At 47.7% G+C, this 20,435-nt stretch carries 17 protein-coding genes; 4 read left to right on the top strand and 13 right to left on the bottom strand.

Translation table 11 applies throughout. The features are described 5' to 3' along the window. Positions 1 to 47: 47 nt before the first annotated feature. From carA to pyrR, 4 genes are read right to left on the bottom strand one after another with little or no spacing between them, the layout of a single operon-like run. Positions 48 to 1,169: a glutamine-hydrolyzing carbamoyl-phosphate synthase small subunit gene (carA, locus tag ACIDITHRIX25_RS77880; RefSeq protein WP_349632157.1), complete on the bottom strand. Its 1,122-nt coding sequence runs from the start codon at positions 1,167 to 1,169 to the stop codon at positions 48 to 50. Further along, the gene (locus tag ACIDITHRIX25_RS77885) at positions 1,160 to 2,560 is read right to left on the bottom strand and encodes a dihydroorotase (RefSeq protein WP_201733171.1); all 1,401 of its coding nucleotides are present in this window, start codon (positions 2,558 to 2,560) and stop codon (positions 1,160 to 1,162) included. The genes carA and ACIDITHRIX25_RS77885 overlap by 10 nt, the downstream gene beginning before the upstream one ends. Further along, positions 2,557 to 3,486, bottom strand: coding sequence for an aspartate carbamoyltransferase catalytic subunit (locus ACIDITHRIX25_RS77890; RefSeq protein ID WP_201733172.1), 930 nt, complete (start codon positions 3,484 to 3,486; stop codon positions 2,557 to 2,559). The genes ACIDITHRIX25_RS77885 and ACIDITHRIX25_RS77890 overlap by 4 nt, the downstream gene beginning before the upstream one ends. Before the next feature lie 14 nt (positions 3,487 to 3,500). Then, on the bottom strand, positions 3,501 to 4,103 hold the full coding sequence (gene pyrR, locus ACIDITHRIX25_RS77895) for a bifunctional pyr operon transcriptional regulator/uracil phosphoribosyltransferase PyrR (protein ID WP_052605986.1): 603 nt from the start codon (positions 4,101 to 4,103) through the stop codon (positions 3,501 to 3,503). A gap of 138 nt (positions 4,104 to 4,241) precedes the next feature. Between pyrR and ACIDITHRIX25_RS77900 the strand changes: the two genes are divergently transcribed. Further along, the gene (locus ACIDITHRIX25_RS77900; RefSeq protein ID WP_201733173.1) at positions 4,242 to 5,753 is read left to right on the top strand and encodes an LCP family protein; all 1,512 of its coding nucleotides are present in this window, start codon (positions 4,242 to 4,244) and stop codon (positions 5,751 to 5,753) included. Between the two features lie 1,350 nt (positions 5,754 to 7,103). On the opposite strand, the gene ACIDITHRIX25_RS77905 is transcribed toward ACIDITHRIX25_RS77900, so the two are convergent. From ACIDITHRIX25_RS77905 to ACIDITHRIX25_RS77930, 6 genes are all read right to left on the bottom strand, one after another. After that, complete coding sequence (locus tag ACIDITHRIX25_RS77905) at positions 7,104 to 7,751, bottom strand: cytochrome c oxidase subunit 3 family protein (RefSeq protein ID WP_201733174.1); 648 nt, start codon at positions 7,749 to 7,751, stop codon at positions 7,104 to 7,106. Then, entirely contained in the window at positions 7,748 to 9,694 is a 1,947-nt protein-coding gene (locus tag ACIDITHRIX25_RS77910) for a cytochrome c oxidase subunit I (RefSeq protein WP_201733175.1), read from the bottom strand. The genes ACIDITHRIX25_RS77905 and ACIDITHRIX25_RS77910 overlap by 4 nt, the downstream gene beginning before the upstream one ends. Before the next feature lie 85 nt (positions 9,695 to 9,779). Continuing rightward, positions 9,780 to 10,694 (bottom strand): cytochrome c oxidase subunit II, encoded by a 915-nt coding sequence (locus ACIDITHRIX25_RS77915; protein ID WP_052605975.1) that lies wholly within the window; start codon positions 10,692 to 10,694, stop codon positions 9,780 to 9,782. Between the two features lie 3 nt (positions 10,695 to 10,697). Continuing rightward, positions 10,698 to 11,375, bottom strand: coding sequence for a hypothetical protein (locus ACIDITHRIX25_RS77920; protein WP_201733176.1), 678 nt, complete (start codon positions 11,373 to 11,375; stop codon positions 10,698 to 10,700). A 955-nt stretch (positions 11,376 to 12,330) separates the two neighbouring features. Further along, positions 12,331 to 12,888 (bottom strand): TlpA family protein disulfide reductase, encoded by a 558-nt coding sequence (locus ACIDITHRIX25_RS77925; protein WP_160291838.1) that lies wholly within the window; start codon positions 12,886 to 12,888, stop codon positions 12,331 to 12,333. Positions 12,889 to 12,940: 52 nt separating this feature from the next. Continuing rightward, positions 12,941 to 13,846, bottom strand: a complete 906-nt coding sequence (locus ACIDITHRIX25_RS77930) for a heme o synthase (protein ID WP_052605972.1) — start codon at positions 13,844 to 13,846, stop codon at positions 12,941 to 12,943. 248 nt (positions 13,847 to 14,094) lie between these two features. Between ACIDITHRIX25_RS77930 and ACIDITHRIX25_RS77935 the strand changes: the two genes are divergently transcribed. The 3 genes from ACIDITHRIX25_RS77935 (at position 14,095) to nusB (ending at position 16,468) form a co-directional block, all read left to right on the top strand. Continuing rightward, entirely contained in the window at positions 14,095 to 15,201 is a 1,107-nt protein-coding gene (locus ACIDITHRIX25_RS77935) for a M24 family metallopeptidase (RefSeq protein ID WP_201733177.1), read from the top strand. 227 nt (positions 15,202 to 15,428) lie between these two features. Then, the gene (gene efp, locus ACIDITHRIX25_RS77940) at positions 15,429 to 15,995 is read left to right on the top strand and encodes an elongation factor P (RefSeq protein WP_052605970.1); all 567 of its coding nucleotides are present in this window, start codon (positions 15,429 to 15,431) and stop codon (positions 15,993 to 15,995) included. Further along, the gene (gene nusB, locus ACIDITHRIX25_RS77945) at positions 15,992 to 16,468 is read left to right on the top strand and encodes a transcription antitermination factor NusB (protein WP_052605969.1); all 477 of its coding nucleotides are present in this window, start codon (positions 15,992 to 15,994) and stop codon (positions 16,466 to 16,468) included. The genes efp and nusB overlap by 4 nt, the downstream gene beginning before the upstream one ends. Before the next feature lie 184 nt (positions 16,469 to 16,652). Here nusB and ACIDITHRIX25_RS77950 read toward each other — a convergent pair whose 3' ends face one another. The 3 genes from ACIDITHRIX25_RS77950 to aroC all read right to left on the bottom strand — a co-directional run bounded on the left by ACIDITHRIX25_RS77950 (position 16,653) and on the right by aroC (position 20,400). After that, positions 16,653 to 17,291 carry a hypothetical protein gene (locus ACIDITHRIX25_RS77950; RefSeq protein WP_152626047.1) on the bottom strand — a complete coding sequence of 213 codons (639 nt, stop codon included), beginning with the start codon at positions 17,289 to 17,291 and terminating at the stop codon, positions 16,653 to 16,655. Between the two features lie 533 nt (positions 17,292 to 17,824). Further along, complete coding sequence (locus ACIDITHRIX25_RS77955) at positions 17,825 to 18,862, bottom strand: 3-dehydroquinate synthase (RefSeq protein ID WP_052605967.1); 1,038 nt, start codon at positions 18,860 to 18,862, stop codon at positions 17,825 to 17,827. 350 nt (positions 18,863 to 19,212) lie between these two features. Further along, entirely contained in the window at positions 19,213 to 20,400 is a 1,188-nt protein-coding gene (gene aroC / locus ACIDITHRIX25_RS77960) for a chorismate synthase (RefSeq protein WP_052606007.1), read from the bottom strand. Between the last annotated feature and the right edge of the window lie 35 nt (positions 20,401 to 20,435).

Below are 20,435 nucleotides of genomic sequence, written 5' to 3' on the forward strand. Positions count from 1 at the left end.
ATTGAAAGTTGGTGTGAGCCCAGCTCTAGGGCTCATCGCCCGTAGTCTCAGGCAGATCGCACTTCTTTTGCGAATAGATCAAAGAGGTAGAGCGAGTCGTGGGGACCTGGTGAAGCTTCTGGGTGGTATTGCACTGAAAAGGCCCTTGCATCATCTAGCGAAAAGCCCTCAACCACATTGTCATTCAGATTGACATGAGTAATTGTAGATTTGCCATAGGCCAAAGAGAGCGAATCTCGATCGACTGCGTAGTTGTGATTTTGGCTCGTTATTTCCACCACCTGGTCGCTCAAGCGCGAAACCGGATGATTACCACCATGGTGACCAAAGTTCAACTTATAGGTTGTGGCACCGATAGCTCGAGCAAGAAGTTGATGGCCAAGACATATTCCAAAGAGCGGTACCTTCCCAAGTACCTCTGTTATCTGGCTATTGGAATAGGTGAGCGCGGAAGGGTCACCTGGACCATTGGATAGAAAAACGCCAGCTGGACCATAGCTCAAGATCTCGGCTCCACTTGTAGTCGCCGGGACCACCCTAAGGCGAAAGCGCCCCGCTAGATATCTTATGATCGATGACTTCATCCCGTAATCGATCGCAACTACCAAAGGTCCCTCTCCAACTTCAAAGGAGTTACCCCTAGTGACCACCGCAGCTAAATCTTTATTGTCGGTAGAGTGTTCGGAGGTGGCGAATTTGGCAAGTTCCCTTGGGTCGCCAACGCCAATTACTCCAGGCATGGCACCATGTTCTCTGATATGTCTCGTCAGGGCTCGGGTATCCAAACCTTGTATCAGGGGAACGTTGGACTCTTCACAAAGCGCCAGAAGCGACTTCTCCCCACGATAGTTGGAGCGCACTCCGCTGTAGTTGCGGATAGCAACCGCGTTAGCCCAGATCCGATCTGACTCCATATCATGGAAGTTGCAGCCATAGTTTCCTATCTCTGGAGTAGTAAAAGTTATAAATTGGCCTGCATAGGATGGATCGGTAACAACCTCTTGGTATCCCGTTAGAACAGTGTTGAATACAACCTCGCCAAGGGCTACCACCCCGGCGTAGCTCTTTTGAGAGAGCGAGAGGATCTCGATCTCATAAAAGGTACCATCACTCAAAACGAGATAACCATCACTGGAAAAAAAAGTTTCTTCGCTAAAAATCAACGCCAATTACCCTCTTCTTGAAGTTTCTCATCTATTACCAAAGCTTTGCCTCCAACTATCAAATGGCGAACTGCGCCATTTAGTGTCATGCCAAGATATGGCGAATTCTTGGCCTTAGAGGCCAGAGCCTCTATCGCCATGGTTCGCGTCGCTTCAATATCCAATACCACCAAGTCTGCTATTGCCCCTACGTCCAAGATTCCACTCGATCCGCCCGTATCACCAATGAGGCTTGCACTTTGCCAGGAGATCATCGAGATGATCCGCCATAACCAGGCCAATAACTCAAATGGATGGGGATCGTTATCGAGCAATTGTGCACTTTTTATCACCTGGGATGGAAGCTTCGGAATGATCCCTAAATCCGCAATTACACCTTGTGCTCCAGTGAGTAAAACTTGGAACGAGTTTTGTAGGCCCAACATCCCAAAGGCAGCGATCTCTATTGGAGCATCCTTCTTCCAGGTTGCATGGGGGGCATGATCGGTCCCAATTACCTCAAAGACTCCATCACCAACCGCTCTCCAAAGCGCCTCGATAGAGGCCCTATCTCTAAGGGGCGGATTGACCTTGAAGCGCGAATCAAAGCTTCTAGTTGCTCCATCGTCTAAAAAGAGGTGGTGTGGGGTGACTTCAGCCGTCACTGCTAATCCGTTCGCCCTAGCTGAACGAACCAGTTCGGCCGAGCGAGCGGTCGAAAGATGTAAGAAATGAATTGGAGCCTTGGTATTGGTGGCTAATTCTATATCTCGAGCAACCATCAACTCTTCAGAGATGCCAGGAATCCCAGGTAGACCTAACTCAGCTGAGACAAGTCCCTCGTTGATTACCCCACCATCGAAAAACTCTGACGTTTCAGCGTGCTGTGCAACAACGACACCCAGGCGCGATGCCACCTCTAGAGCCCGGCGCATCACTAGATTACTTTGAACACCCGAACCATCGTCGGTAAAAACCCTAACTCCGGCACTGGCCAGCTCACCAATTGGCGAGAGAACTTCTCCTTGTCTCGCCTTAGTAGTTGATGCAGCAAAGGCAATTCGAAGCGGCAGGTCTTTTACCATCTCTCGAAGGTGCGACAAAATAGAAAGGTTATCAACCACTGGAGTGGTATTGGGCATGGCCAAGAGCGATGCATAGCCACCTAGCGCACCGGCTCGACTTCCGCTTTCAAAGGTCTCTGACTCGCCATCACCTGGAAGTCGTAAATGAGTATGAGGATCCACAAACGCCGGGGCAACGACGCCCCCGCGAACATCTAGTACAATATCGCCATTGCCCGGAGTCAATCGATCGCCAACCTCTTGAATCAGCCCTTCGCCAATTCGCAAGTCACCCAAACGAAACCCATTACGATCAGCAATAATTGCATTCAAAATCAAGATTGAACGATTCAAGCCTCTCCCTTTGTATTTGAATTGGCCTCAAAGACCGCCTCTAAGACCGCCATCCTGGTAAAGATGGAATTTCTAGTCTGCTCTCTAATTAGCGAACGCTGAGATTCTGCGAGATCCGAATCCACCTCCATACCTGGAAATACAGGACCAGGGTGCATGATCATCGCGCCTTTAGAACCCTTTGAAAATCGCTCCTTGGTCAAGGAAAACCTGCTCGCATATTCTTGGTCATGGATCACTGAGTCACCTCGAATCCGTTCGCGCTGCACTCGTAACATGTAGAAGATATCGACCTTAGGAACAACCGAATCAAACGAATCACTGATTTCGACAGATTCGCCTTCAAATTGCCACGGAACAAGATCCCTGGGACCCACAAGTACCACCTTGGAGCCAACCTTTGACAATAGGGATATCAGGGAACGCGCGACGCGCGAATGAGAGATATCGCCGACAATTGCAATCTTTTTACCCGCCAGAGCATCGATCGACCCAAAGTGTGAGACCAAGGTAACAAGGTCCAAGAGAGCCTGAGTCGGATGTTGGTGAGCTCCATCGCCAGCGTTAATGACCGCGCTATTGGACCACCTTTGAGCCAGTATTGAAGCACCACCGAAAGAGGAACGAATCACTATGGCATCTGGACAATAGGACGAAATCGTCGAGATTGTATCCTTTAGGGTCTCGCCCTTAGCTAAGGATGAGTTCTTCGAATCAAAGACCACCACCGAGGCACCCAACTTTTTGGCTGCCATCTCAAAGGAGACACGCGTTCTAGTGGAGCTCTCAAAAAACATCAACGCTAAAGTTTTGGACCGATAAACCCTTGGACTTGCACCACCGCGAAGATCCAGCGAACGGTCTATGATAGACCTCAAATCCGCTTCGCCGAGTTGTTGAATTGTATGAAGCCCCTCTGAAAGCATTTAGCAATACCGCCCTAGGATTCTTGAACTTGGTTTGTCTGTCCCTGATCTTGGTAGATGGAGATCGATTCAGGGGTAACCTCAACGTATTCACTAAGAGCTGTTGGCAAGTTCTTGCCGACAAAGTCAGGGCGTATTGGCACCTCCCGATGGCCACGGTCCACAATCACCGCAAGTTGGACCTTAGATGCCCGAGCGCGAGATAAAAGCGAGTCCAAAGCAGCACGGACCGTTCGACCTGTAAAGATAACATCATCAACCAAAATGACGACTTTATCCTCTGCGGAACAAGGCAGAAAACTACGATCGGCTGGAAGATCCATTGCGCCAGCCGAAGCCTCCGTGGAATCATCCCTGAAGTGGGTAACATCTAAAACACCCTGAGGGACCGTTACCCCTTCGAGAACTTCAATTCGTTTGGCCAACGCCTGGGCAAACCATTCGCCACCGCGGAGCAAACCTAGCAGCATTAGGTCATGAGGACCTCTGTTGCGCTCTAATATTTCGTGGGCTATTCGAGTAATCGCGCGATCTATCTCTGTTTTGGAGAGAACTTGCGCTTTGAGTGTGAGGCCACCCGCACCAGTTGGTACGAGCCGCAGTTTATTCGATGGCATTTAGCCTCCATGAACCGTGTAAGTATCGCAGTACTTACTTTACGGGCAACTAATACCTAATAGGCTAGTTTGAGCGATTGCACTTTCAACCCAATTGCACAAATCTCATATTCGATCGATAACAAAGAACGCAACTAAATGCCCGAGAATCAATTTTACTATCAACCTCCTCAACCAAAGGACTCAAAGCCAGCCCTACCAAACCACAAGATCTATCGCAGACGACGAATATTGGTTGCAACAATTGGTATCTTGGTTCTGGTTCTAATCCTCGGGGTAGTAGGCGTCTATGGCTATGCCAGGATCAAATTTGGACAGATAAAAAAGGTAGGAGTGGGCGGTCTCTCTGCAACCATATCCAACCAACCAATCAACATCCTTCTGGTTGGGAACAACTCCAGAAGCGTTTTGAACGGCAAACAAGCCAGCGCCTTTGGCACAGGAGCTCAAGTCGGTGGCGCCAGAAGCGATGTGACTATGATCGCTCATCTCGACCCCGCAACCAAAAGGGTCACCTTGGTATCCTTACCTCGTGATCTGTTCCTGCCCATACCCGGCTCAACCAAATCAAACCGCGTCGATGCCGCTCTAAACAAAGGGCCATCGGTGCTCGTTAGCACAATAGAACAAGACCTAGGGATACCTATCCAGCACTACGTCGAATTGAATTTCGATACATTTCAATCCCTTGTCAACGCTTTAGGTGGCTTATATATGGACTTTCCATATTATGTAAAAGACGCTATGACCGGTCTCAACATAACCCACACTGGGTGCCAATACCTCAACGGCACACAGGCCCTAGCTTTAGTGCGCTCTCGCGAAATGTATTATTCAACAAATGGGATCAACTACCTACCCGATGGACTAGGAGACCTCTCTAGGATTCGAAGAGATCACGAATTCCTCAGAGTACTGGCCCAACAAGTAAAAGCTAAAGGAATATCCAACCCACTAAAGCTCAACTCAATCCTCTCGTCAGTGGTCCCCTTCCTCAAGCTAGACAGTACTTTTACCTTCAACGGACTTCTTGGCCTGGCCACAACGTTCAGAAATATTAATCCAAGCGCGGTAGCAACAGCCACCCTCCCAATTGCCCTCGAGAACAACTATCAATACCTAGGTGCCAGCTACGGAGATGTGGTCTTTCCAGCACAACCCCAAGACGCTGCGGTAATGAACCAATATCTTGGCCTTAGTGTACCAAAACTGTCACATAGCACCATCTCTATCGCAGTGCTAAATGGAACAGGTCAATACCAACAAGCCTCATCCATCGCTACCTCCTTAGGCGCCCTGGGCTACAAGATCCTAGCAACAGGAAATAGTCCTATCTACGGCTCAAACCTAGAGACGGTGGTGCGTTATGCTCCTGGATATCTAAACCAAGCACAAGTAGTCATGGCGAGCCTCTCAGGCGCAGTGGTCCTAAGCCAAGGAACGACATCCAATGGTGCAAAGATAAATGTCATAACAGGCACCTCACTAAGCGTCGCCCCACCTCAACAACAAGCACAACCTTCGCCAAATTCAACAGCCGCAAACTCCCATCCGACAGTTACCACAGCACCCATCACCCTGCCGGCAACTAGTTCTAATACACCGCTTCAGCCCTGGGACCCCCGAGCCTGTACCACCAACGCCGGATAGAAAAACCGAATCTACAACCCACCAAACCATTGCCAATTACAACAAAATAGAGAGATGTACCAGCTTGAGAGCTAGAGCCATACAAAAAAAGAGAACGTTAATACGACCTCGACAGCTAACCAAAGCCCTCTCGATCTAATCAAACAACCATCCGACAAAACGCTTCATCTAGAGCAATGGTTCTCGTAAACCAATAGACAAGCCTCGGCCGAATCTAAGAGACCTCTCTCCAAGTTCGCCTCTAGAGCAGCCTTTACCAACCTTTGCAAGAACCCTTAGATCAAAGCAAAAAAAGAACCAAATAGTCCAAATCATGAGCAAATAATCTCAATTGCGTTAGTTAACCCAACCCTAGAAGAAGCCCTGGAAAAACCACAATCTCGTCTATATCTTGATATGTGTCATAGCGTGGGTCGCAATGTCTGATCTGATGCTCTTGCGAAACCCACAAGAGCTAAAATTAACGAAGACCGCCTTGGCACCTTGCTATGACCAAAATGCACCTTGCCAAGACCAAAATGCAACTTGGTGACTTTTCTTTAATCTTTGGACCACCTATATCCAACCCTCAGAGACAATTACACAATTGAAAAAATCAACTATTCCAAGTGGCATTTTCTCCCTCCACCTACCGGTGCTAGGCCATATTGAATAAAAACACTTGAACAAAAGGTGCGCGTTGTATTACAAAAAGTACATGATTTAAATACAAAAGGGTAAAAAATCCACTTGTGCAACTGTCGCCTCTCTCCGCTATCGAATCGCATCAATCTCTAATTCGACAAATTGTCCGCTAAAGCGATCCTGGGAAACTTTGTCACTACAACCCATGGACACTTGAAAACTGGGTAGCAATTAAAGAAGCCAATGTTACAGAAAAAAATCCACCAGGAGACTAAATACCAACTCAGCGTTCACGCCCAATGCGCCCCTAGTCACTCCGCTATGGCATCAATCCCAAAAACCAGCCGAATCCACCGAAGCCTACATCCAAACACGATGGACTAAAGAAGATCACGAGTTCGATAGCAAGCTAATAGGAACACCCCTAAGCCACCTTGGCATACGTCGCCAAAAAGACGACAAGGGGAACAAAACCAAAGAGAATAAAAAACGGGGGTACCGGCCAAAATGGCCAACACCCCCGTTCCTGCATAATTATTAACTAAAAACTAATTGAATCTTTTCCTTTGGAAGAAACCCCAAAAGAGAATTCCTATAAATATGCCTAGCGGAATGACCATTGTCAGGACACCACCAGCAGGCACGTTCATCGGACCTACACTAGTAAACATGGCTACCTTTCTTTGAGTTGTGACGAATAGGCACTCTATTCATCACAACCACAAGTTAGAGAACGTAAAAGAGGACAAAAAATACCACTGAAACGATTGCCACGAAAGCCCAGTAATAGCTAAACCCCTCAAGATTAGATCTAAAGTTCTCAGCCATCATCGAGCTCGAGAGCCCCACTCCCCCATCGCTAGCAAGTGCGCGAGCATTGCGTAACGAACGAGCAATCAAGGTCTCTAGCCAATACATTGACAGGATAATAACGCCGGAATAGACAGGAGCAAATGCAACATAGACGCCAGCGTATCCAAAAGCACCTGGAAAGAAGTTCAACCGACTCAGCTCCCAAATCTGGAAACCAGCCGCAAACAACCCAGCCAGAAGAGCCGTAATGTTGGCTACCTGCCAGTCAATTGTCGAGCCCTTCTTTAGGCGAAAGTTGCCATATGCATTTAAGATAGCGCTCAGAAGAACCAAGGTCAGAATAAGAGAGCCCATAAGGGTCGAAGCAGTCTGACCATGTGGATCCCAAAGGCCATGCGAGTTCAGAGAACGTAGATAGAAATAAGCAAAGGCAATTCCACCAAAAAGGGTCATCACCAAGCCAATAGCTATCCTCGCGCCCCACCAGTGAGAACCTAGTGCAGCCTCATGATAGAGTTGCACCTCGTCCACTACGGGACGATCTTCGGTAATTTCACTCATGCTTTGCCTCCCGTGCGAACTACATCCTTATCGGCATTCTCAACAACTATATCAGCCATTGGCAATGCATCCAGATCAGCATACTCATAGGGTCCAGCCATTACAACAGGTACCGTCTTGAAGTTATGTTGAGGCGGTGGATAAGAGTCCACATGCCATTCAAGACTGCGCGATCCCCATGGGTTTCGAACTGCAGGAGTACGAGTAACCACAAGCTGCCAAAGGAAGGTTACGACAAAGAAGGTCAAAGAGAGCCCAAGCACATAGCTCGAGATCGAAACCCAATCATTCAAGGTCTGAAGACGCTGAGCATACTCGAATACTCGGCGCGGCTGACCCAAGAGTCCGACCGCAAACAAAGGCAAGAAGGTCGAGTTGAATGAGATCATCATCGACCAGAAATGAATCTTACCCCACTTCTGGTTGAGCTGGAATCCAGTAACCAAAGGAGTGTAGTAATAGATCGCACCAAAGAATGCGAAGATTACCCCACCCATGATGGTGTAGTGGAAGTGAGCCATAACAAAGAAGCTACCGTGCACCGTTACGTTGATTGGTACGTCAGAGACGTAAACTCCAGTCAGTCCGCCGAAGAGGAAGTTGAAGTAAACACCCAACATAAAGAGCATCGGCACAGTAAGGCGGATTCGAGCCTTCCAAAGAGTTCCCATTCCAACCAAGTAAATAAAGCCTGTAGGAATTGAGATCAGCTCTGTTGTCAACATGAACAATGGACGCATATCCGGGTTCATACCGCTCTGGAAGAGATGGTGCTGCCATACAAAGAAGCTAAGCACTGCCAGACCAATCATACCAGCGGCTGATGTCTTGTAACCAAAGATCGGTTTTCTCGCGAAGACCGGAATAATCTCTGCGACCATTCCAAAGCCTGGAATCGCCAACAGATAGACCTCCGGATGGCCAAAGAACCAGAACAAGTTCTCCCAGAGGAAGGATGAACCTCCGTGGGGACCATAGAGCATCGAAGTTTGGGCAGTGCGATCAAGTGCCAAAACATACAAACCATCAATAAGCACTGGAACTGAGAGAATCATTGTGAAACCAAGGGACAGCATCGACCAACCCATGATATTCAAACGATTCCAAGTCATACCTGGTGCTCGATAGTTGATAATCGTAGCCACAATGTTCGTCGAAGCACAGACCATTGAAAGGCCCTGCAGGCCGAATCCAAAGATATATGCATCCTGGCCCACACCTTGTTGGATCGAGAGCGGAGCATACGACGTCCAACCAGATTGGAAGCCGCCCTGCCACAATGCGGACAACAATATTACATATGAGATCGGCGTAAACCAGAACGAGGCTGCCTCTAAACGAGGAAATGCCACCTTCTTGGAGCCAATCATCAAAGGAATCATAAAGTTACCAAACGGCCCAAGAACCACCGAAGTCATCATCATCATCATCATGGTTCCATGCTCACCTACGATTTCAAGGTAGGTGCTTGGTCCCCAAATATGGTGGGTCGGCGACAACAGTTCTGTTCGAATGGCTAGAGCTAACAGGCCAGCCGTGAAGAAGTAGACCAACATACCAAAGAGATATTGGATTCCAACTATCTTATGGTCTTGGGTATATTGAAAATACTTCGTCCATCCAGGCTTTAGTTCAGGTTCGCTAAAGTCGGGCTCGTAACCCAGCATCTTCTTGATTGGATAGTTGAGGGCCCCAAGGCCAGCAAACCATCCAACGACAGCAAAAGCATAACCAAGACAGATAGCAACGTCATTTTGACCACTACCTATAACTTGTGGATAGCCGCCGGCGATGGCATTACCCATCCAGTGGCCAAAGAGATACCCTATGCCACCGGCGACGGCTCCAGTTATTATGCTCGGGCTAAAGATACCCTTACCTGAAGTACCTGGAGTGCCACTCGAAGAACCTGATTCGGTCTCTTTCGAGAAGTCAATTGCCATGAATGCAATCCTCCAAATTCAAAAAAAATAAAACAAAATATTTGCTGTTTTCGCTATACATTACATACCGCCAATTCAAATCAAACTAAAGATTCGCATTGGGGTCGGTTGCAGTATTGTAATAACCGCCACCAGCACCTGAGTAAGAAGGCGTATAGGTCAATGAATACTTAGGTAGAAGTTTCGTCAAAGCAGCATTTTGGGTCTCCATATTGGAGGCCCATGTCTGAAATTGTGCTTGACTTACCACATGTCCGTAGTTATACATAGCCCCGTGCCAAATACCACATAGCTCGTCGCAACGAACAACAAACTTTCCAGTCTGTTGAGTCTTGGCGTAAGCTATGTTATTGTAGTCTGGGTTCGCATCAGCCTTAACCCCTAGGCCATAGGCCCAAAAGTCGTGAATAACGTCCAAACTTGTAACATTGAACTGAATCTCTGTATTGTTTGGAAGTTCAAGACTAGTGGTCTCCATGCCACCAAATTGGGGCCATCGGTAAGTAAAGCGCCATTGCTGTGCAATGACTTGAACCTGCAAAATGTTCTTAGTTGCAGGCCTCCAAATCGGGCTCGAACCTTCAGCTCCTCCAGCTCCGGCTGGAACCACCAAAAAGTAAGTACCAAAGGCAGCCAAACCCAAGACCAAAGTGGTGGTGATTATATACCACGCGCCCTGAGCCTTAGAGTTTCCGCTGATATTGGCGCCGGGAGCGAGTGGGTCTTCACCCGGACGCACCCTCCACTTCATAATCGAATACCCAAAAAAGAGCCAGACGAAAAAGAGCACAGGTACTACCAGTGTTGACACCAACCTGATGTCAAACTGAGCGCCTTGGGCTTGGTCGGTCATCGTGCCAGGCGGGAGGTGAGGTCCTAATACGAACCAAACCAACGCCATGCCGATAACCGAGGTGATAGCCCAAATTACCAGGATCTTAGTCAGATGGCCCTTAGTGGATTCTTCGCTGCGGGATTCGTCTAAAACGAAATTAGCCATCGACTAAACCACCTTCAGAAATCCGGCCATGTAACCTATGTTTTGCATTGGGCCACCATTGCCGTCTACATAACCAAGTCCACATGGAACAAAGCATTGCCATCTATAGCTACCAACGCCACCGGTGTGGAATTGGAAGGTAATAGTGGTATGAGCCTCGCTCAAGTTGCAAGGACCTGCATTACAGAAATTCTTTGCAGTTGAGCTGACGCCATACATCGGGACATTGATCCCAAGGCCTGGAACATTAAATGTATGAGCTATTCCATTTCCCGTATTGGAATTTGGATTTACTATATTCTCCGCTACTCCATTTACATACGCAATATTACCGACTGTGCCTTGTATTTTGGACCAGACGGTATTTCTCAGGTTTCCACCTGAATCGTATTCGTAAAGCGTTACGTGAACAGTGCTATGTGTAGGAAGCTGGATCAGAGTGGTCTGATGCCAAGCACCGTTGGCATCTTGGATAAAGTACCCCACCCAGTTTGGATGAGGACCTACGCCCACTGCACCATCAGTCTGCATAACAAGGTTAACGACGCCAGGAGTAGAGGAGGGTGTTGCTGAAACAGTCGGCGGTGTCGACCTAAGATATCCTGCGACCGCAAAGACAATTAATCCAAGCAGTGCCGCAAATGATACTAATAGCGCGCCAGCGCGAGCTCCTTTCGACAATCTTACCCCTTTCTATAACTACTTTGAAGACTACAAAAGACCCTATTGAGAATAGGACCAATGGCCCTATCGATAGTGTCTTCCTTCACCTTCGTCTAAAAATTTACTATGCCTGAGGATCAACTGAATGTCATCTTCGAGAATATTTAGAATAAAGTTTGTATATGCAAATCTGTAGTGTAAATAACGATACAAATTAGTAGACAGTATCTCGCTTTATTAATTTACAGCTCTAAATGAAGTTGACAAAAATATCAAGCGCCATTGGCAAATCTGCCAATGTAAAGAACCAACTCCCTTGCCTTGGGGCCAAGGGAGTTGGTTTGGCTCAGCGCTTTACATAGTGCTTTTATGCGCCTCATAAAACTCTTGGGTTGAATGTTTTAACCAAAATCAAGCTAACGATAAATCACCTATGGAGCGTTGTCACGTTACGACAAGACAGATTTTGACTTTTCTTCTATCTTTGGACCATCTCGCCGAAATCTTTGGACCACGATTCCATAATCTTTGGACCACTTCGCCGTGGTTAGACAACTCGATCAACTCGCTAATGACCCAAAATGCCCAATAACCGCTCGATCCAATAACCGCTCGATCCAATGGACAACATCGTCGCTGGGGTCAAAGCGAGATCTTCTGTGACTTACTTCCCAATGCTCCAAGCAACCATAATAAGGAGACCTTTAGCTCATCGGATACCTGCAGGTTGAAGAAAGATCTGCCAGTTGAAGGTAGCCTCGTTCGAAATTGATTCAAAAGAGGAATGACTACCGAATTGTTCCTCACCTCGCAGTCACTTTGCGCGTGATACAAGATCTTGGCCGGCTGCTTCACGGTACATGTCCAGTCTCGGTTGCATTGCGCGTGGTACAGGCCCCGAAAGCCACTCCGAATAAGGCCACAAAGACCACCAGAGCATCAAAAGGAAGCTAAAACACCTAACTAAAGACGCTTAGGCCAAGGCGTTAGTGCGTGCGATGAGGGTCGACTTTGAGATTGCCCCAGCAACGTACCCTTTGATCACGCCATTAGATCCGACAAAGACTGTCACTGGTACTCCCGGAATCAAATATGGTCCGACTAAATCCCCATTTGCATCAATGACCGTAGGATAGGGAATCCGAAAGGAATTAACGAACGAAAGCGCGGCGCTAGAACTCGACGTCTCATCAACCCCAACAAAGTTAATCTTGCCAGCGTATCTTCCACCCAAAGATGCAAATGTTGGCATCTCCTGTCTACAGGGAATACAGGCGGGAGAAAAGAAATTTATCACCAACGGTCGTCCTTCAAGACTCTTTAGAGAGACGAATTTCGAACCATTAGATAGAGAAGGTAACGAAAATAATGGTGCCGGATGCCCAACGAGCGGCGAGGAGGTGACCACGCCAGAACCAGGAGCTGAGAGAGCTAGCGACGCTTTAGAGCTAGTAGCTTTCAAAACTGCAAAGACCACCAACAGGCCAATCGCTAATACCCCGATCAAGGTGAGCACCCGAGTTGGTGTCACCTTTGATCCTCTTTGGTCACCACCCATAGACCCTGACGGCTCAAGTGGTGAGCTAGTGGTGGAAGACAAGGGTATCAATCCCCATTGCTAAAAATAGGACTGTCAAATAGGTTATCGAATAGCTAAATACCCGCATTGCAACCTTGGGACTATGACTACTGCGCAACTTTAAGGCGTAGTAGATAAAGCCTGCTCCTAGTGCTATAGCTGTAACATCATATATCACCCCAAGGTGTGCGATTGGCCCCATAACCAGTGTCGCGATGACCAGGATAACTGTATAGATCAATATGGATCGAGATGTCTGCTCGAAGCTAGCCACCGACGGCAGCATTGGAACGCCAGCGTTCGAATAGTCCTCCTTGTAACGGAAGGCTAGAGCCCAAAAATGTGGCGGAGTCCACAGAAATATGATCAGAAACATCATAACTCCGGAAAGCGTTATATCATTCTGCACTGCAGCCCAGCCAACCAAGACAGGAACGGCACCAGCAGCACCACCTATAACAATATTTTGAGAGCTACTCCTCTTTAACCACATTGTGTAGACAAAGAAGTAAAAAGCTGCTGCTGCAAGCGAGAGTGACGCCGTCAGAAGGTTGTCATATTTCCATAAAATAATGAACGATATCAGCTCGACCAAAATAGCAAACGAGAGGCCCGCCGTTGGAGAGATCTCGCCGGTTACAAGAGGACGCTGCTTTGTACGCTTCATCAAGGCATCTATATCTCGATCAAACCACATATTGGCTGCATTTGCACCGCCAGCGCTTAAAGTTCCTCCGAGAAGCGTTATCAAAACTCGACTTATTGATGGTAGTCCACGCTGTGCTACAACCATAGCTGGGAGAGTTGTGGTCAAAAGCAACTCGATAATGCGCGGCTTCATCAATACTACATATGCCCGAACCGTCTTAAATCCGGAACCGGTCTTTAGGGCAACAGGGATGGAATTCATCGTTTTTGGTTACTCGCTTCTGCCGCAAAAGTTAGGACTTTATACCCTAACCAAATCCACATAAAAAACTTACTTGATTTTTAGATGATAGTGAGTGTCATGTCGATTCGCCCACATCTCTTGGTCGACAATAAAGGTGGCTTCTCAAGGAAAGGTCACCTCATTATCTCTCCACCCTCAACAGCCACACCATAACAAGACATTCCGAGATCGCAAAAATCCACCAAACAAGCTACTATTGTGACTCAATGATGTCCATTTCAAGAATTTTGCGCTTCGTTGAACTTGCACTTTCCAAGACCCAAGAACCGTTCATATTTCTATCCACAGAACCGACGACTGTCTACTACTTCACCGCCTTTGCCTCCTCGAATGCGACAATTCTTATAACCAAATCAGACCAGGAGACCGTCGAAGTCAATCTGGTGACAGACGGACGGTACCTAGATCAAGCTCGTTCAAATTTATCGGACCTTTTGCAATCGACGCAGATCAACTTTCAAATTATCAACCAGGCCGAAAACAGCTTCCAAAGCATAATCCAATCGAACTCCACCAAAGAACCACGTCTGCTTTTGGAGTTCGATAGAATCTCCCACGCCAACTTCCTTGGTGTATTAAGTAGCTTTGCAACCAAACCTGAGGTTTTAGACGTCACTTCCCTTTTGGTTAGTCAACGCCAGGTTAAAGACCACAAAGAGATTGAAAAGATAGCTCGTGCCGCAACCATTGCGTCCATGGCCTTTGAGGAATTTGCGACCGAACTACGACCGGGAACGACAGAAGCCCAAGCGGCGGCCAGACTCGATTATCTGATCCGAATCAACGGAGGAGAAGGAGTTGCCTTTGATACGATTGTCGCATCCGGTCCCAATTCGAGCTTTCCCCACGCACTTCCAACCAATCGACCGATAATGGCGAACGAGCCAATCGTGGTTGACTTTGGCGCTACCTTCGAAGGATATCGCTCCGACTGCTCCCGCACGATCAAAACCGCCGGAACAAGCTTTAGTGACGAGGTCGAAGAGGTCTATCAAAAAGTTCTATTATCCCAGGAAGAAGGCATCTCAATGCTTAGGCCGGGCGTTTCATCAGGCACCATTGACGATAGATGTCGCAGCTCCTTCGACGAGGGATCCCGAAGATACTTCTCTCATGGCACGGGCCACGGCGTTGGCTTAGAGATCCACGAAGCACCCTGGCTGCTAAAGGGCCAGACTACTGAACTATGCGAAGGAATGGTCGTAACGGTTGAACCAGGCCTTTACTACCCAAACCAATTTGGGATAAGGATTGAAGACCTATTCGTTATCACAGACCAAGGTGCGAGGTTACTAACCAACCTGACCAAATAACTGACTCGAAAACCCGAATTAAGGTTCCTAATAAAGGATCTCTAACTGCTTCATTTTGGCTTCGTCAGGGACATCGGTTCATCGACCCAGTGGAAGATAAACCACATTGGCGAAGTCGCCAAAGTCGCCTAGCCGAACAACAACTGATGCTCAGCTAAGCTTGAATAGGAATATTTCAGAGATCTTTGACTTCAGGCAAAACTTTGCCGACTACCAACGGAGCTAATATGGGCGTACCCACGTCATCTAACGACTTTAAAAATGGCATGACCTTAGACCTCCCTGATGGTCTTTTCGCAATCGTAGAATTTCAACACGTAAAGCCCGGTAAGGGCGGTGCATTCGTAAGGACGAAACTTAAGAACCTAAAGACAAAGGCTGTTATCGATAGAACCTACCGTGGAGACGAGAAGGTAGACCAAGCGATAATTGAAAAGCACGATATGCAATACCTTTATCGAGATGGTGAAAGCTACGTCTTTATGGATAATTCATCCTACGATCAGATCTCGGTAAGTCCAGACGAACTTGGAAGTGCCGCAAGCTTTATAAAAGAAGGTGACACCGCATCGGTGTCTTCGTACCAAGAAGTAGTGGTTGGAGTTGAACTGTCAGCTTCAGCTAACCTGACAGTAACAAATACTGAACCTGGAATTCAAGGTGATCGAGTCTCTGGCGCGCGCAAGCCAGCCACCCTTGAGACGGGATTCGTTCTCCAGGTGCCACTATTCATCGAGCAAGGTGAGAAAATCACAGTCGATACCCGTACTGGTGAATACATATCCAGAGCATGAGCAAAACCACTGGTTCTGGATCGTCGCCCGCCAAGAAGGGCGTTAACGACCTATCGGTCGGCCTTGCGCGGCGGGAGGCTCGCCAAAGAGCTGTTTCGATTATCTACGAAGCAAAGATCAAAGAGATCACCCCAAAGAGTGTCGCCGAAGAGCAAGGGCGGAGCTCGCTTGATGACCTAACGGCATATCTTGTAGATGGTGTCGACGCAGAGGCCCAATCGATTGATGCAATCATCGATCGCCTCTCATCCAATTGGCAATTTGATAGACTCCCACTAGTTGAGGTATGCATCTTAGAGATTGCCATATTTGAACTTCTCGATGGCAGAAACAACAAGGCAGTAGTCATAAACGAAGCCGTTGAATTAACCAAACTTATCGCCGATCCAAAGTCGGTCAAATTCATAAATGGAATCTTGGCCAATATAGCCAAGCAGTACCTTGAGCCAAACCCAATCCAAAATATCGATTGAGTAGATATCGATCGAGTAGATATCAATAGACAAAATCTAGCCTTTCCAAAAAAGGCAAAAAAAAACAGCCACCACCTCAATCAGAGGTGGTGGCTGTTTTTACACTGTGGCGGCTGTTTTTACACTGTGGCCACCTAGTCATTATTGGTTCAATACCTAGTAATCACGACTTTTACTATGGAAGTTAGGAAACCGAGACAAGTGCTGACGGATAGTTCTTTATAGTGGTCAATCCGAGAGTCTTTGGTGCGACTCCCAGCTCCTTTGCATCGAGGTTCATGGTCGCTTGAGCCTTGGCGGCAAGGCGATCCATTGCCTTTTGGTGGCTAACGATATCCGCAAGCAAGGCTGTGTTTTTAGGATTTACCAAGATACCCTTAAAGTCGATCAGGATTTGAGCAGCATCTGGGAATGCCCAACTTCCAAGTGAATTTACTATCACGTTGATATGGTAATTTTGCAGAATATTAGGTATGCTCGTCGACGCTAGATCAAGCAGATCCGAGTTGCCGATCGGCGAACAGTTTGGCTCCGCATTGCTTACAATCGCCTTGGCAGTTGAGAGCTGATTGCTGGTCTTGTTGATTATCGCAGTAACAGCGATAATCGAGTCGGCCAACGAGGCGTTACACGACTGGATCTGGCCCCACATCGTAGTTTGAAGTATCTGATACTGACTAGACCTATCTGCCTTGGTTGCAGACCTTGGATAGTCTGATACAACAACTATCGCGATTGCCAAAATGGCAATAGTCGCAATGGCCCAAGTTCTTCGGTACCATGGTTTCGTACCTGGCTCAAATACCGTTGGACTTGCCTTCAATTTTACCCCTTTAAAACCATCTTGCAGATCGACTAAAATCAGCCGAAGCATCGATGTCTCTTGTCTATCCAGTTTCCGAGCGTGGAAACTGGGGTCACTTGCTCATATCTTTTTTAAGTTCGTACCCATAGTAATCGAAGTCACCAACTTAGTGGATCCCATGACCTCGCGAAGGCAGCCACACTAGATTAGACAAGATTTCCTGGGTCGCCTTGGCGTTTCAGGAAACTAGCACAGGTCGTCTCGATCAAAACCCGATATTCACGCCACAAATTATCCAAAACCCACATCGGCCACCACTGCCATTAGGTGTTAGCGAATTACCAAAGCAGCAACTGCGATCGATCGGCACTTGAAATACACATAGGAATACACCTTTCCAAAAGCCGCCTAGCAAACGGCAATCTCGCAAACGATTAGGTCATCTTCAATGAATCTCATCTGCCACATTGGTCGGCTCGTAAAAACCACCCGTACGACCACGCAGCTAGGGCCTAAGTCAATCAACTAATCAATTTGAATCTAAAACCCAATCAATTGCGATGATATGACCCCATAGAGGCAATTGCCGATTCAATCAATTGCGATGGGATGCCATTTACAACCTCTAGTTCTCCAGTTTGATTCATTAAGACGAAAGTTAGCGAACCATAGGCCTTTTTATCGCGAGCGAGATATCCAATGACATCGTCAAAGTCGACGCTGTCTGGAATCGAGGTAGAAAGTTCAAAGCGAGAGACTATCTCATAGTGACGATCAAGCATCTCCGAAGAGATTCGACCCATTATATGACTTAGGTGCCCAGCGAAGATTAGACCAATTCCTACCGCTTCGCCATGCATCAACGGAGAGATCTTCCCCGCCAGGGAGAGCGCCTCTAGGCCATGGGCCATAGTGTGGCCATAATTCAAGAGGGCCCTTCTACCACCTTCACGCTCATCGAAAGAGACTACGTCGGCCTTAATCTTGACGCACTGCGAGATGGAAGCCTCTAGGTCATCAACATCTAGATTGCCAGCACCTAAAAATTCATACTTTGCCATCTCGCCCAAACCTGAACGAAATTCACGCTCAGGTAACGACTTCAGCGTCGAAACGTCACAGATCACCGAGGACGGGTGCCAAAAACTACCAGCTAGATTCTTTCCAGCTGAAAGGTTCACTCCGGTCTTTCCTCCAATTGCAGCATCTATTTGACCCAGGAGAGTAGTGGAGATATTTATATAGCGAATACCTCTAAAGTAGATCGAGGCCACAAACCCGCCTAGGTCACTCACGACTCCACCACCTACGTTTACTATGCAATCTCGTCTACTTAGGCCAAAGGCAGCTATCTCCTCAAGTAGCCTCTCGACAGTGGATATCCGCTTTGCATTCTCTCCATCTTCAATGACAAATGTAGAAGACGCAATATTTGGCGGATCAGGAATCATCGGAATATTAGGTTGCCTAAGTATTACTACCTTGGAAACGTCTTCCGGTAAGTACTTCCACCATTCATCCAACAGATCGTTGCCAACCAAGATAGGATAGCCACGATCGTCACCTAGATTGAGGTACGTCTCTCTCATGTGTAAAAATACTCCCCATACAGATATTGTTAAATCACGCTGTCAAAGTGCCACCCGGAACGATCAACTAAGCCGCTCAAGTTCACACTCGCCAGACGCCCCATGATGAATGTAACAAGGTGAATATAACAAGGTGAATGTAAATAGAATCCCGCCAACCATAGCTACCGCTTCAAATCAAATTGCAACCTCGCACATCTCATTGAACCTTTTTAGATTGAATGCTTAGAGATCCAAGGCGCACCTTGGCGATCGCTGCCAACCAAGTCGAAGAAGTTAGTGTCGAAATCGACGGATTAAACCTACATTAGGTTGGCACTGCCTCAAAGCTACGACCAAAGGCTCATCTATTACAGATGAGTTCCTTGAGACTTGGAATCAGTATTCCCTAACGCCTGGACATAGCTGCTATAGTTTCGCACAAACTCTGAGACCGAGTCTCCACCAAACTTTCGCACTGCCTCATCGAGCAAGACCAATGCGACCATCGTCTCAGCTACTACGCCCATTGCAGGGACTGCCGTGACGTCAGTTCGTTCCTTGAAAGAGACCGTGGCTTGCTTGGTGGCCACATCGACAGTCTCTAAAACCGGACGATTCAGGGTTGCGAGAGGCTTCATATAAGCAGTCATGATCAAAGGTGCTCCAGTGGTCATGCCACCTTCGACACCGCCAGCGCGATCGGTAGTTCGGTAGTATGAATTCTCTTGACTATCCCAAAAAACAGCGTCATGGGCTTGGGAGCCCAGTTTGGAGGAGACCTCGATTCCATCTCCGATTTCGACGGCTTTTATCGCCTGAATGCTCATTAGCGCATGGGCTAGCAATCCATCAATTCGTCTATCCCAATGCACATGAGAGCCAAGACCAACGGGAACACCCCATGCTACAACCTGAGCGGCACCGCCCAAAGAATCTCCTACTTTGGCGGCAGCTTTGATCTCTGCGATCATAAGCTCTTCTTTAGACCTATCAAAACACCTGATCTCCGAGGCGTCGATCTCGGCTAAATCCTTGGGTTGTGGAAGTTCTTCAACTAAAAGCGATACTTGGCCCAGAGAAATTACATGAGATAGGATGCTTACGCCAATCTCAGCCAACATTTTCTTAGCTATAGCACCAGCAACGACCCTCGCAGCCGTCTCGCGAGCACTAGCACGTTCCAGCACGTCGCGAGCGTCGTCAAAGCCGTACTTGAGCATACCAGTCAAATCTGCGTGACCGGGTCTTGGCGTAGAAAGCGGCTTCGTAGTCGCTCCAAGGCTTGGAGACATCTCCTCTTGCCATTTGGGCCATTCACTGTTGTGGATCTCAATGGCTATCGGAGAACCAAGGGTACGTCCATGTCGAATTCCACCAAGAAGCGTCAACTCGTCTTTTTCAAAACGCATTCGAGGACCACGGCCAAAACCCAAGCGCCTTCTTCCAAGCTCGCCTTGAATCTCTGCTTCACTTATCGCAAGGCCCGCAGGAACACCTTCAAGCACAACCACCAAACCCTGTCCATGGGACTCACCTGCAGTTAGAAATCGAATCATGGTCAACAATCTAGCTTGTCTGGCGCCAAAGGTAT

This window comes from Acidithrix sp. C25, assembly GCF_904848545.2.